This window comes from Streptomyces tauricus, assembly GCF_014650955.1.
Taxonomy (GTDB): Bacteria; Actinomycetota; Actinomycetes; order Streptomycetales; family Streptomycetaceae; genus Streptomyces; species Streptomyces tauricus.
Genome location: NZ_BMVY01000005.1, coordinates 72,578 through 84,880, shown reverse-complemented (window position 1 = coordinate 84,880; position 12,303 = coordinate 72,578). Strand labels below are relative to the sequence as shown.

Sequence of the window (12,303 nt, the reverse complement as noted above, 5' to 3'; positions counted from 1 at the left end):
ACTGCCTCCCGATGACCACCCCCTCCTCCTGGCGTGCCTCCCTCTCTCGGGAGGAGCGGGTGTGGCCTCGTACGGACGGCTGCCGTTGCCGTGGCTGTCAGTGGTGTGGCATGAGCCGGTCCACCACGCGGCGGGCCGCTCCCGGGCGCGGCCCGGGGACCACCGCCGGACGCTCCCAGTCGCAGGCCGGTGTCGGGCGCCGCAGCGGGATCGCGCCCTGCTCCTTCAGCGCGACACTCACCAGCCCCAGCAGAAGCTGGACGTCGGCGTCGCAGTCGAGGAGCACGGTGATCCAGGAGGCGCCGGGGCGGACTCTGATCGCGCTGGCGTGCAGGAGTTGGGGAAGCAGGCGCTCGACCGCCGTGGGTGTGAGGTAGAGGTCGGCGGAGTCGTCGGAGTGGAAGTGGACGATCTCGTGTCCCGCCGAAGCGAAGGCATGCCCAACGGCGCACCGGGGCGGGCCACTTACCAAATTCGGCCAGGTCTCCAGAAGAGCAATGGCGCGAGGGGCCGCGGTCATAACCCCATCCTCGCGCACGCTTCACCTGGAGGACCACCCCCAGCAACCTCCGACTACTCGCACGGCACGGCCGGTTACTCGATCACCCCCGGGACCGTGAACGGTGTCGCCCTTGCCGGGGAGCGCCCCGCCGAGCCGCCCCGCCGGGCCGCCTCTAGTCCCCGGCGAACCGGAACAGGTTGCAGCGGTACGCCTCGATGTCCCGGCGCCTGAGCGTCGCCACGACCGGGAGCAGGAGGCGGTAGCGCAGGGGCAGCCGGTGCGCGACCGGGGCCGGCAGGTGCGCCAGGGTGCGGGAGTCCGCGAGGGTGAGGCCCGGCTCCCACTGTTCGAGCGCGCCGGGGTTGTCGCAGCTCCAGCGCATCCGGGCCGTCACCTGGGCGAGCACGTCGTGGCTGTCCTGGGCGTCCACCACGCGGGACGCGGCCGTCTCCAGGGCGAAGCGGGCGCCGGGCAGCTCCTCGCCGACCTGCTGGAACACCGAACGGACCAACTCCGCCTCCAGATAGACCAGTACCGCCTCGGCGACCAGGAAGTACGGGCCGGGGCTGGTGCCCCGCACCTGTTCCATCCACTGCGGGTCCGTGACCGAGGCGGAGAGCATGTGCCGCCGGTCCGTGTCCTTGAAGAAACCCCGCCGCAGGGCGATCACATCGGGCAGGTCGAGGTCGAACCAGTGGACCGTGCCGTTGTCGAGCCGCTCGAACCGGGTGTTGAGGCCCGTGCCGATCTCCACGACCGTGCCGGCGGGGTGCCGTTCCAGGAACTCCCGTACCCACTGGTCGAAGAGCAGTGTGCGCAGGTTCGCCCCGAGCAGGCTGCGCGCGCCGTCGAAACGGGAGAAGTCGTAGTCCAGGGAGTCGACCATCTCCACAGCCTGTGGATCGCTGAGCAGGCCGTGCGCTTTACGCGTCTCCACCGCACGGGCGTAGAGGGGGATGAGCAGGGTCTCCTGGACCTCGCCGAGTCGGGGCCTGCGCTTGTCCACCGGCCCACTCCTTTCCACCGACCCTCTTGTCCGGTCGGCTTTCCGGTCGGCCGCGCGGGGCAGGTCTCCCAAGGCAAGCTAACCGAGCGGTTTGAGGTTGGCAGCCCCTCGCGTCGCGTCAGCGTGGTGCCGCGTAGTGCCGGCGTCGTGTCGGCGTCGCGTCACCTGCGCAGCAGGTCCCGTATCGCCTCGACGACCACGTCGGGGGCCTCCTCGGCCATGAAGTGGCCGCACGAGACGGTGCTGTGCCGCAGGTCGTCGGCCCACGCGGACCACAGCGCGGCGGCGTCGAAACCGAGGGCGGCGCCCCAGTCCTGCTGGAGCACGCTCACCGGCATCCGCAGCCGGTTGCCGGCCTCGCGGTCGGCGCGGTCGTGCGTGACGTCGACGCCCGCCGAAGCGCGGTAGTCCGCGACGATGGACGGGACGGCCGCGCCGGACGCCGCGAGGTAGGCGGCGCGGACGTCCGGCGGTACGGCCGCCGGGTCGCGCGTCCAGACGTCCAGGAAGTGACCGAAGAACGCGTCGGGGCTCGCGCCGATCAACTGCTCCGGCAGGCCGGGCGGTTGGGCCATGAGATAGAGGTGGAAGCCGATCGCCGCCGACGTCCCGCGCATCACCTCCCACATGTCGAGCGTCGGCAGGACGTCGAGGGAGGCGAGGTGGGTGACCGTCTCCGGGTGGTCGAGGCCGGCGCGGATCGCGACGAGGGCGCCGCGGTCGTGGCCGACCAGCGCGAAACGCTCGTGGCCCAGCGCCTTCGCCACCGCGACGACGTCCGCGGCCATCGTGCGCTTCGCGTACGCGGTGCCGTCGGGGTCGGCGGGCTTGTCGCTCGCGCCGTAGCCGCGGAGGTCGGGGCAGATGACGGTGTGCTCGGCCGCGAGCTTCGGTGCGACGTGGCGCCACATGAGGTGGGTCTGCGGGAAGCCGTGGAGGAGGACGACGGGGGTTCCGGTGGCTGCGCCTCCTACGGCGACGTTCAGCTCGATGCCGTCGGAGGCGGGGACGCGGTGGTGTGCGAAGCCGGGGATTGTGGGGCGCGGGTTCGTCATGGGGGTCCTCCGGGGGGTGCCGGGTGCGGGTGGGTGGGGCTGAGGTGCGCCGTTCCCCGCGCCCCTGAAGGGCGGTGGGGGTGGGGCTGGGTCGTCCAGTGCGGGTCGTGGGGGTTGAAGTGCGCAGTTCCCCGCGCCCCTGGGTGAGTGGGGGCGGGGTGGATTGTTGGGTTCAGCTTGGAGGGCTTGAATCAGCGGGGGATCAGCGGGGATCAGCGGTGTGGGCGCAGTAGCGTTGACGGGTGCGAAAGGCCAGGTGGGCCGGGTAGGGCAGGTGAGGAGCGGATGGTGGGCGTCGTGTTCGGGGTGCTCGGGCCTACCGTCGCGTTCGCCGGGGCCGGGGCCGGGGACGGGGACGGGCGGGAGCTTGCCCTGAAGGGGCCGCGGCACCGGGCCGTGCTGGCCCGGCTGATCGTGGCCCGCCGCAGGGTGGTGCCCGTCGCCCGGCTGGTCGAGGACCTGTGGACGGAGCCGCCCGCCGGAGCCGTTGGCGCCGTTCAGACCTTCGTGGCGGCCCTGCGCCGCGCCCTGGAACCGGACCGGCCACCCCGCACCCCGGCCCGGCTGCTGGTCACCGACGGCCCCGGATACGCGTTGCGTGCCGCGCCGGACACGGTGGACGCCTGGCGGTTCGAGGCGGCACTCGCGGGGGCGGCCGACCTGCCCGCCCCGGCGGCGCTCTCCACCCTGGAGGAGGCTCTGGGCTGGTGGCGGGGCCCGGCGTACGCCGAGTTCGCCGGGGAGGACTGGTCCCGCGCCGAACGGGCCCGACTAGCTGAGCTGCGCCTCCAGGCCGTGGAACGCCGTGCCGAGACCCTGCTCGCCCTGGGCCGCCCCGCCGACGCGGTCCCCGACCTGGACGCCCACCTCACGGACCACCCCTGGCGGGAGAACGCCTGGCGCCTGCTGGCCCTGGCCCTCTACCGCCAGCACCGCCAGGGAGACGCCCTGGCGGTCCTCCGCAGAGCACGCACGGTCCTGGCGAACCAACTAGGAGTGGACCCGTCCCCCCACCTCCGCCACCTACAATCCGACATCCTCACCCATGCCCCCCACCTAGACCACCCCTCACAACCCGCACCCGACAATCCGCCCCAGCCCCCACTCACCCAGGGGCGCGGGGAACGGCGCACCCAGCCCCCACAACCCGCACCCGACACCGCGACGAACGGAACAGCCCAGCTGTGGACCCAGGCCGCCGCGGCCTACCACCGCACCGTCGCCGGCGGCGCCCGCACCCGTCTCCACTCCACCATCGGCCTGCTCCGCAACCTCGCGGTCACCGGCGGCGCGGGCCTCGCGGAAGCCCGCCGCCACCGCACGGCGGCCATCGCCGCGGCGGAGGAGTTCGCCGACCCGGAGCTGACCGCCCGGGTGATCGGCGCGTACGACGTCCCGGCGATCTGGACCCGCGCGGACGACCCCACGGCCGCCGCCCACATCGTGGCCGCCGCCGAACGAACCCTCGAAGCCCTGCCGCCCGGCACCCCCGCGCACGCCCCGGCCCGCTGCCGCCTCCTGGCCACCATCGCCCTGGAGACCCGCGGCGCGACCGGCCGGCGCGGCCCCGAGGCCGCCCGGGAGGCGGAAACGCTCGCCCGCCGCCTCGACGACCCCGCCCTGCTGGCCTTCGCGCTCAACGGCACGTTCATGCAGTCCTGCACCCGCGCGGGCCTCGCCCCGCGGCGCGACGCGATCGGCGCCGAACTCGTCGAACTGTCCGCCCGCCACGGCCTGGTGACCTACGAGGTCCTCGGCCACCTCATCCGCCTCCAGGCCCGCGCGGCACTCGGCGACCTCGACGCGGCGGACCACCACGCGGCCACCGCGGACCGCCTCGCCGAACGCCACGAACTACCCCTCGTGGGCGTCTTCACCGAGTGGTACGGAGCGCTGCGCCTCAGCGCGACCGGGCAGCCGGCCGCCGCGGAGGAGGCCTACCGCGCCGCCGCCACCCGTCTGGAAGGCGCGGGAATGCCCGGCCTGGAACGCGGCCTCCTCCCCCTCGCCCTCCTCTGCCTGCGCGTGACCCACGGCCATCCGGTGGATCCGGCCCCGGAACCGGGCCAGGGCCCCCGGCCCGACGGGGGCCCCTACCACCCCTGGGCCGAGCCGTTCACGCTGCTCGAAGCGGGCCGCCGCACCGAGGCCCGTACCGCCCTGAGCGCCCTCCCGGAGCCCTCGCACGACCTCCTGTACGAGGCCTGCTGCGCGCTGGAGGCCGAGGCCGCCCGCCGCCTCGGTGACCGTGCCGCACTGGAACGCGCCCGCGACCGCCTGCGCCCCGCCGCCGCCGAACTCGCGGGCGCGGGCAGCGGGTTGCTCACCCTGGGCCCGGTCGAGCGGTACCTCACCGACCGGCGATGACCGCCATCCCCGCGGTCGCCGGTCAGCTCAGCTCGTCGGCGTCCGGCTCGTCCTCGTCGCCGCTCTGCTCGGAAGGCTGCACGGACGGCTGATCCGACTCCGCGTCCATGTCCGCGTCCGCGTCCGGGGCGGGAACCGCAGCCGAGTCCGACGCGGAAGCCGGTGCCGAGAGCGCCGCCGCCGGTGTCCGGCCGGCCAGGACCTCCTCCAGGCGCCGCGTACCGGCCTCGGCGGCCCGCCGGACGTCCTCGGCGTCCACGTCGTCGAGCCCGCCGTCGGTGAGGGAGAGCGCGCTGTCGCCGACCCGTACGGCGGCGAAGTCCAGGGTGAGCACGGCGGGCCACCCGCCGCCGTCGCCGCTCACGGTCACCCGCAGCCCCTCACTCGCCTCGCCCAGCCCGGGCAGCGGCGCGGCGACGGCCCGGACCGTGAACTGCCCGCCCCTGACATCCGTGGCCGTGAACTGCCCGCAGGTCTCGGGCACCGTCTTCAGCCAGGCCAGCGAGGAGTCGAGCGCCGCCCGGTCGTACGCCCCGACCTGGTACCGCAGCTGCGCCCCGGCGTCGGTGTCGTCGAAGCCGGCCGCCGCGCGGGATCCGGCGGGCTCGCCCAGCAGGTTCTCGGCGTACAGGCCGTCGAGCAGCCGCTGGCAGTCGGTGACGTCCGCCTTGCCCTTGAGGAGGGCGTCCCGCCAGGTCGCCGCGCCCTCGGTCCCCGTCCAGTCGTCGCCGAGGTCCGCGGGGGTGACCAGCGCCGACTTCGCCTGCGCCTCGGTGAGCGTGTGCGCGACGGTGACCGACGGGGAGGGCGAGGGGGCCCGCGCGGCCGCGGCGGAGGCGGAGGCCGCCGCTTCGTCCGCGGCCCCGGCACCGCTTCCGCCGCCGCCCGAGCATCCGGCCGTCGTGAGCAGCGCGGCCACCGCCAGGACCGGGACGAGGGCCGGCGCGAGGGCGGGGACGGTACGCCGGTGACGGCGGGGCGGACGGTTCAGCACGGATGCCTCCTACGGCTCCCGACGACAGGGATCTTCCGGATCCCTCCCACGGCACCACCGCCCGGCACCTCCCACCAGCGCACCGGGCCGACCGGGTGAGCCGGGAGCCGCCCACGGGCAGGTCTGCGAGCCGCCGTCGCGATGCCCTTCGCCCGGTTTTCGGGATGCCCCCGCCCGGCACCGCGGCCAGACTGGCCCCATGCCGGGACGGATCGAGGACTACGCCCTCGTCGGGGACCTGCTGACCGCAGCCCTCGTCGGCCGCGACGGCAGCCTCGACTGGCTGTGCCTGCCCCGCTTCGACTCCCCCGCCTGCTTCGCCGCGCTGCTCGGCGACGAGGACAACGGCCGCTGGCGGATCGCCCCGGTGGCCGCGTACGACGACCCCGTCGCCCCGGCCGCCACCCGCCGCTACCGCGGGGACTCCCTCGTCCTGGAGACCGAGTGGGAGACGGACACCGGCCGGGCGACCGTCGTCGACTTCATGCCGCGCCGCGACGGCGCCCCCAGCGTCGTACGGATCGTCGAGGGCGTGTCCGGCACGGTCGACCTGCGCATGGACCTGCGGCTGCGCTTCGGGTACGGGAGCGTGGTGCCCTGGATGCACCGCGAGCACGGGCAGCTCACCGGGGTCGCCGGACCCGAGGCGGTACGGCTGTCCACGCCCGTCCCGCTGACCGCGCACGGCCACGCCCACACCGCCGACTTCACCGTCACCGCGGGCGAACGCATCCCGTCCGTCCTGACCTGGCAGCCCTCCCACCTGCCCGCCCCCGGCCCCGTGGACCCCTTCGAGGCGCTGCGCCGCACCGAGGAGTACTGGAGCGACTGGCTGAAGCCCTTCACGTACGACGGCACCTACCGTGCGGCGGTCGTACGGTCCCTCATCACCCTCAAGGCCCTCACCTACGAGCCGACCGGCGGGATCGTCGCCGCGCCGACCACCTCCCTGCCCGAACAGCCCGGCGGGGTACGCAACTGGGACTACCGCTACTGCTGGCTGCGCGACGCCGGTATGACCCTGGAGGCCCTGCTGCGCAGCGGCTTCACCGCCGAGGCGGACGCCTGGCGCGGCTGGCTGGAACGGGCCGTGGCCGGCCGCCCGCAGGACATCCAGATCATGTACGGCATCGGCGGCGAGCGCAGACTCACCGAGTGGACGGCGGACTGGCTGCCCGGGTACGAGGGTTCGCGGCCGGTGCGGATCGGCAACGGCGCCGCAGTTCAGCAACAACTCGACGTGCCGGGCGAGTTGATGGACACTCTCGCCCTGACCCTCAGCTCGGGGCTGCGGCCCCAACGGCATCTCATCGCGCTCCAGCGGGCCGTGCTCGACCATCTGGAGAAGGTGTGGTCCCGGCCCGACCAGGGCCTGTGGGAGATGCGCGGCGAACCCCGCCACCACGTCCACTCCAAGGTCATGTGCTGGGTCGCCTTCGACCGCGCGGTCCGCCTCGCCGAGGACCACGGACGCCCGGGGCCCGTCGCCCACTGGCGGGAGATCCGGGACCGTATCCACCGGGAGGTCTGCGAGCGGGGCTTCGACCCGGCGCGCGGCACGTTCACGCAGTCCTACGGTTCGCGGGCGCTCGACGCGGCGCTGCTCCTCATCCCGCGCACCGGTTTCCTGCCGCCGGACGATCCGCGGGTGGTCGGGACGGTCGCCGCCGTCGAACGCGAGCTGGCGACCGACGACGGCCTGGTCCGCCGCTACTCGACGAACGCCGGCGGAACCGGCGGCCCCGACGGCCTCACCGGCGGCGAGGGCGCCTTCCTCGCCTGCTCCTTCTGGCTGGCGGACGCCCTGCGGCTGACCGGCCGCGAGGACGAGGCCCGGACCCTCTTCGAACGGCTGCTGCTCCTGCGCAACGACGTCGGCCTGCTGGCGGAGGAGTACGACCCCGTCGCCGGGCGCCAACTGGGCAACTTCCCCCAGGCGTTCACACATGTGCCCCTCATCAGAGCGGCCTACGAACTCGACCGCCACGCGCCCGGCCGGCCGGGAAAACTTGTTCTGTGAAGTGGCGGTGAATCCCAGGCGTCTTCTGCGAGGCTGACCGGATGCCGACCCTTTACAGAAGACTGCTCGGAATCCTTCCCCGGATAGGCGTGAAGGTGGTCGATCTCGGTCCCGGTACCTCCCTGCTGTTCCGGCGGGGCGACCGGACCGTCGTCCCGGTGGGAGGCGGCGCCGATCTGGTGACCCGCGGCAAGAGCCGGTACGCGGTCACGGACGCCGGCACGGACACCTGGGTGGTGGCCCGCGGATCCGCCGTGCGGAACGTGAAGAGCGTTCCCCTCGGCGACACCGGGGCGCGCCTGCTTCTCGACAAGGCGGTACCCGCGGAGGGGGAGCGGGAGTTCCAGCTCGCCGCCGCGCACTACCTGTGTACGCAGCATGTGGCCGCGCTGCTGGAACTGAACCGCGTGAACTGCGTGTTCGACGTCGGCGCCAACAGCGGGCAGTACGGCAAGGGTCTGCGGCGCTTCGGCTACACGGGACGCATCGTGTCGTTCGAGCCGGTCTCCGCGACGTTCGAGAAACTGCGGAAGTCCGCCGAGAACGACCCGGACTGGCATGTGTACAACTTCGCACTCGGCCGGGAGGAGACCGTGCAGTCCATTCACGTGGACTGGAAATCCATGAACTCCCTGCTCCCGCCGAGCGAGTACGGCAAGGAGCGGTACCGGCGGTTCGCCAAGGGGCGCACCGAGGAGATCGAGATCCGGCGGCTCGACGACGTGATGCAGAAGGCCCTCGAAGGGGTCGAGGACCCCCGGCCGTATCTGAAGATGGACACGCAGGGCTTCGACCTGGAGGTGTTCGCCGGGGCGGGTGAGCGGATCTCGGAGTTCGTCGGGATGCAGTCGGAGGTGGCGGCCCTGCGGCTGTACGAGGGGAGCCCCGCGATGGGGGAGGCGGTGGCCGCGTACGAGGCGGCGGGGTTCGGGGTGACGGGCATGTACCCCGTGACGCGCGACCCGGCGACGGGGCGCGTGGTGGAGTTCGACTGCGTGATGGTCCGCACACCGCCGCCCGCGGGCTGAGCGCCACCGATCGCGCACTTCCCCGCGCTTCCGAGCGGGCGGGGCCCGTCTTCAGGGGCGCGGGGAACTGCGCAATCGGTAGAACGCAGCCGAAGCGAACCCACAGCCGGACCTCCAAGCGCGCCCCAGGGCACTGGTGGGGCACTGGTGGGGCATCGGCGAGGCGTCGGGAGGCTCGCGGGATCGGTAGGCTGGGGAGACTGCGAATCCCCCCACCTCGCGCTTCTGCGTCGCATGAAGTGCCGTTCGCGGTCTCCGTGTTGGTCTTCTGACGTTGAGGATGATTCGCTGGTGCTCGTCGCGGAGCGGTATCGGTTGCAGGCGTCCATCGGCCGAGGCGGGATGGGCGAGGTCTGGCAGGCCACCGACGAGGTGCTCGGCCGCGCCGTGGCCGTCAAGCTGCTGCTGGGGGACGAGGCGGACAGCGCCGCGTCCGCGCGGTTCCGGCTGGAGGCGCAGACGGCGGCCAGGCTCAGCCACCCGTACGTCGTCGCCGTCTTCGACTTCGGCGCCTGGGACGACCGCTTCTACCTGGTCATGGAGCTGGTCGAGGGCCGCAGTCTCGCCCAGGAGCTGACCGCGTCCGGCACCCTCGGCGCGGACCGGGTGGCCACCATCGCCGCCCAGGCCGCGGCGGGGCTCGCCGCCGCGCACCGCGAGGGGATCGTGCACCGGGACATCAAGCCCGGCAACCTCCTCGCGGACGCCCAGGGCACCGTGAAGATCGGCGACTTCGGCATCGCCCGGTTCGTCGACGACCCGTCGTCCGCGCTCACCACGGCCGGCCAGATCGTCGGCACCAGCCTCTATCTCGCCCCCGAGCGCGCCCTGGGCCGCCCGGCGTCCGCCGCCTCCGACGTGTACTCCCTCGGCTGCGTCCTCTACCAACTGCTCACCGGCAGACCGCCGTTCCAGGGCGAGAGCGCGACGGTCACCCTGCACCAGCACATCGACATGGCGCCGGTGCCGCCCCGTGAGCGGGGGATCCAGCTGCCGCCCGCCTTCGAGAACTACCTCCTCGGCCTCCTCGCCAAGCAGCCCGAGGACCGGCCCACGGCCCAGGAGGTCGCGGACTGGTTCGGCACGGGAGCCTGGCAGGGACGGGCCGAGCCGCTGCCGGTGGCCGCACAGCAGCCGCGTACCCAGGTGTCGTACGCGGGCGCGCCGCCGCAGTCCGGCGGAACCGACAGCGGGGCCCCGACGACGTACCGGCTGCCGGCGACCGCCGCGCAGCCGACCGGGCGCTCCGCCCACGCCGCCCGTTCCGGGCCGCTGCCCTCCCCGTCGCCGCCGCCCTCGCACTCCGCCCGTTCCGGGCCCTCCCGTCGCGCGCGGCCCACCGGCGGTGGCGGCGGACGCGGCGGTGTCGGGACCGCCGTCCGCCGCAGACCCCGGGTGTTCGGCATCCTCGCCGGCGCGGTGCTCTTCGTACTGGCCGTGCTCGCGGGCATGTCGATGTTCTCGCCGGACAACACCTCGTCGGAGGACGGGTCGAAGGACGCGACACCCTCCGCCGGTGCGAGCGCAGGCCCGTCCGGCGGGTCGGCCACCGGGAAGCCCGTGGCCGGAGCGGTGGACCAGGAGCAGGACCAGGACGCCGGCGGGGACCAGAGCGGCGAACAGGGCCAGGGAGCCGGCGGCACGTCCGACGTCAATACGGTGCCCTCCGCCTCTCCCTCCGTCACGCAGGAGATTCCGGAGGTCGTACCGGACCCCGCCAAGGACGCGGAGAAGCCGCGCAAGCCGGGCAAGGGCGAGGAGGACCCGGCGGACGACCTCGAAGAGGACGACGACGCGGACGACGGCGAGGAATGAACGGCCGCGCACGGTGAGCGGGCGGCTGAGGAGCGGGCTCCTCAGAAGTCCTTCGCCGGCCAGTCCAGCAGCCGCGCCCCGATGACCGCGGTCTGCAGCGTGTACCGGTGCACCGGGTCCGCCGGGTTCGCCCCGGTCAGCTTGTGGATGCGTTCCAGCCGGTAGGTGAGCGCGCGGACGCTCAGCGCCAGCCGCCGGGCGGCCTCCGCGGCGACACAGCCCGAGTCGAAGTACGCGGTGAGGGTGTCGAGGAGCGGTTCGGCGCCGCCGCGGGCCGCCCGCAACGGTCCCAGCGCGCTGACCACCAGATCGGCCATGGCCTGCCGGTCCCGGGTCAGGACCGGATAGACGAGCAGGTCGGCGGAGCGCAGCACAGGGGTGTCGAACTCCAGACGGTCCGCCAGGTCGAGGGCGTTCAGCGCCTCCTCGTAGGACTGGACGACCCCGCCGGGCCCAGGCTGGGAGCGGCCGATGGCGACCTGCCCGCCGTCGGTGGCCGCGTACGCCTGCTTGGCGAAGAACGCCAGTACGTCGTCCTGATCGCCCGGCGCGATGCACACCAGGCGCCCGTCCTTGGTGGTGACGAGGATGCTGCGGTCGCCGAACCGGGCGATCAGCGCGCGCTCCACCTCGCGGGGCACGGCGTCCCCCTCGTCGTAACCGTCGTAACCGTCCTGGCCGGCGCCGCCCCTCGCCACGGCGACGGCGTGCGCGTGCGAGAGGCGCAGCCCGAAGCGTTCGGCGCGTTCGGCGAGCAGGCCGAGGTCGCTGCGGCCGTGCAGCAGGTCGTCGATGAACTCCCGGCGCGCGGCCTCCTCCTGGCGTACGGCGAGGAGTTGAGCCCGTTCGTAGCCCTCGGCGAAGGCGTCGACGGCCTGCTCGACGGCGGCGAGCGTGCTCTCCCCTGCGGTGGCGGGCCAGTGCACACGGGCGGCGGTGAGGTGCGCGCCGACCAGGGCGCGCAGTCCGAAGCCGGCCTCGGCGGCCCGTTCGCCCAGCGACCGCCGGGAGTCGAGTTCGTCGCGGGTCAGCCGGCGGCCGGTCGCGGAGGCGTCCGCGAGGATGCGCGCGTACCCGTCCAGGTACTCCTCGGGTACGTCCCGCGCCGCCATGCGTGCCCCTGTCCTGCCGTTGAGCCGTTTTCCCTCGATGAATCGTCGACGCCTTTCTAGCGCATGGGACAGGGGTGCGGGGCGGTGCGGGGTGATCGCTGCCGGGACACGGCAGGCGGGGCGCCGGTACCGGCCGTCCGTGGACGGTGTCCGGTACCGAGGCCCCTGTCCGTCCCCCGTAGCAGTCCCCCGTTGCTCCCCGTTCCTGCCGACTCATCGTGCCCGGGACAGCAGGGTCTCCGCATTGCCGGATCCCGGCAGTCTTCGCGCGCCCCCGGTGCCGGGCGGCGCCACGGGTCCCAAATCCACGCGGGACCTGTGCCGAAGCGGCATCAAGAAAGCATAAAGACTGCCGGAATCCGGCAATGTGTATAACGCATCAACCTGACAGAATGCGAGTCCGC

The 12,303-nt window shown here is 73.7% G+C and carries 9 protein-coding genes; 4 read left to right on the top strand and 5 right to left on the bottom strand.

Annotation, left to right across the window (positions count from 1 at the left end):
• Window positions 1-97 precede the first annotated feature (97 nt).
• The 3 genes from IE278_RS10830 to IE278_RS10820 all read right to left on the bottom strand — a co-directional run bounded on the left by IE278_RS10830 (window position 98) and on the right by IE278_RS10820 (window position 2,563).
• Window positions 98-520, bottom strand: coding sequence for a luciferase domain-containing protein (locus tag IE278_RS10830; RefSeq protein ID WP_189771148.1), 423 nt, complete (start codon window positions 518-520; stop codon window positions 98-100).
• Between the two features lie 154 nt (window positions 521-674).
• Window positions 675-1,508 carry a class I SAM-dependent methyltransferase gene (locus IE278_RS10825; protein WP_189771146.1) on the bottom strand — a complete coding sequence of 278 codons (834 nt, stop codon included), beginning with the start codon at window positions 1,506-1,508 and terminating at the stop codon, window positions 675-677.
• A 161-nt stretch (window positions 1,509-1,669) separates the two neighbouring features.
• Window positions 1,670-2,563: an alpha/beta fold hydrolase gene (locus IE278_RS10820; protein ID WP_189771144.1), complete on the bottom strand. Its 894-nt coding sequence runs from the start codon at window positions 2,561-2,563 to the stop codon at window positions 1,670-1,672.
• Between the two features lie 285 nt (window positions 2,564-2,848).
• On the opposite strand from IE278_RS10820, the gene IE278_RS10815 reads away from it, so the two are divergent.
• Entirely contained in the window at window positions 2,849-4,930 is a 2,082-nt protein-coding gene (locus tag IE278_RS10815) for an AfsR/SARP family transcriptional regulator (protein WP_189771142.1), read from the top strand.
• Window positions 4,931-4,952: 22 nt separating this feature from the next.
• On the opposite strand, the gene IE278_RS10810 is transcribed toward IE278_RS10815, so the two are convergent.
• Window positions 4,953-5,924 carry a hypothetical protein gene (locus IE278_RS10810; protein ID WP_189771141.1) on the bottom strand — a complete coding sequence of 324 codons (972 nt, stop codon included), beginning with the start codon at window positions 5,922-5,924 and terminating at the stop codon, window positions 4,953-4,955.
• Window positions 5,925-6,123: 199 nt separating this feature from the next.
• On the opposite strand from IE278_RS10810, the gene IE278_RS10805 reads away from it, so the two are divergent.
• From IE278_RS10805 to IE278_RS10795, 3 genes are all read left to right on the top strand, one after another.
• Window positions 6,124-7,944, top strand: coding sequence for a glycoside hydrolase family 15 protein (locus IE278_RS10805; protein ID WP_189771140.1), 1,821 nt, complete (start codon window positions 6,124-6,126; stop codon window positions 7,942-7,944).
• A 41-nt stretch (window positions 7,945-7,985) separates the two neighbouring features.
• Entirely contained in the window at window positions 7,986-8,972 is a 987-nt protein-coding gene (locus IE278_RS10800) for an FkbM family methyltransferase (protein ID WP_189771139.1), read from the top strand.
• Window positions 8,973-9,263: 291 nt separating this feature from the next.
• Window positions 9,264-10,787, top strand: a complete 1,524-nt coding sequence (locus IE278_RS10795; protein WP_373311968.1) for a serine/threonine-protein kinase — start codon at window positions 9,264-9,266, stop codon at window positions 10,785-10,787.
• Between the two features lie 41 nt (window positions 10,788-10,828).
• Here the strand turns inward: IE278_RS10795 and IE278_RS10790 are convergent, their stop codons facing one another.
• The gene (locus IE278_RS10790; RefSeq protein WP_189771137.1) at window positions 10,829-11,899 is read right to left on the bottom strand and encodes a PucR family transcriptional regulator; all 1,071 of its coding nucleotides are present in this window, start codon (window positions 11,897-11,899) and stop codon (window positions 10,829-10,831) included.
• Window positions 11,900-12,303 lie beyond the last annotated feature (404 nt).

What these genes read in the sequence shown, in the direction of transcription:
- IE278_RS10800 (WP_189771139.1), top strand. Translation starts at nt 7,986, where the DNA reads ATGCCGACCCTTTACAGAAGACTGCTCGGAATCCTTCCCCGGATAGGC.
- IE278_RS10815 (WP_189771142.1), top strand. Translation starts at nt 2,849, where the DNA reads ATGGTGGGCGTCGTGTTCGGGGTGCTCGGGCCTACCGTCGCGTTCGCC.
- IE278_RS10820 (WP_189771144.1), bottom strand. Translation starts at nt 2,563, where the DNA reads ATGACGAACCCGCGCCCCACAATCCCCGGCTTCGCACACCACCGCGTC.
- IE278_RS10790 (WP_189771137.1), bottom strand. Translation starts at nt 11,899, where the DNA reads ATGGCGGCGCGGGACGTACCCGAGGAGTACCTGGACGGGTACGCGCGC.
- IE278_RS10805 (WP_189771140.1), top strand. Translation starts at nt 6,124, where the DNA reads ATGCCGGGACGGATCGAGGACTACGCCCTCGTCGGGGACCTGCTGACC.
- IE278_RS10830 (WP_189771148.1), bottom strand. Translation starts at nt 520, where the DNA reads ATGACCGCGGCCCCTCGCGCCATTGCTCTTCTGGAGACCTGGCCGAAT.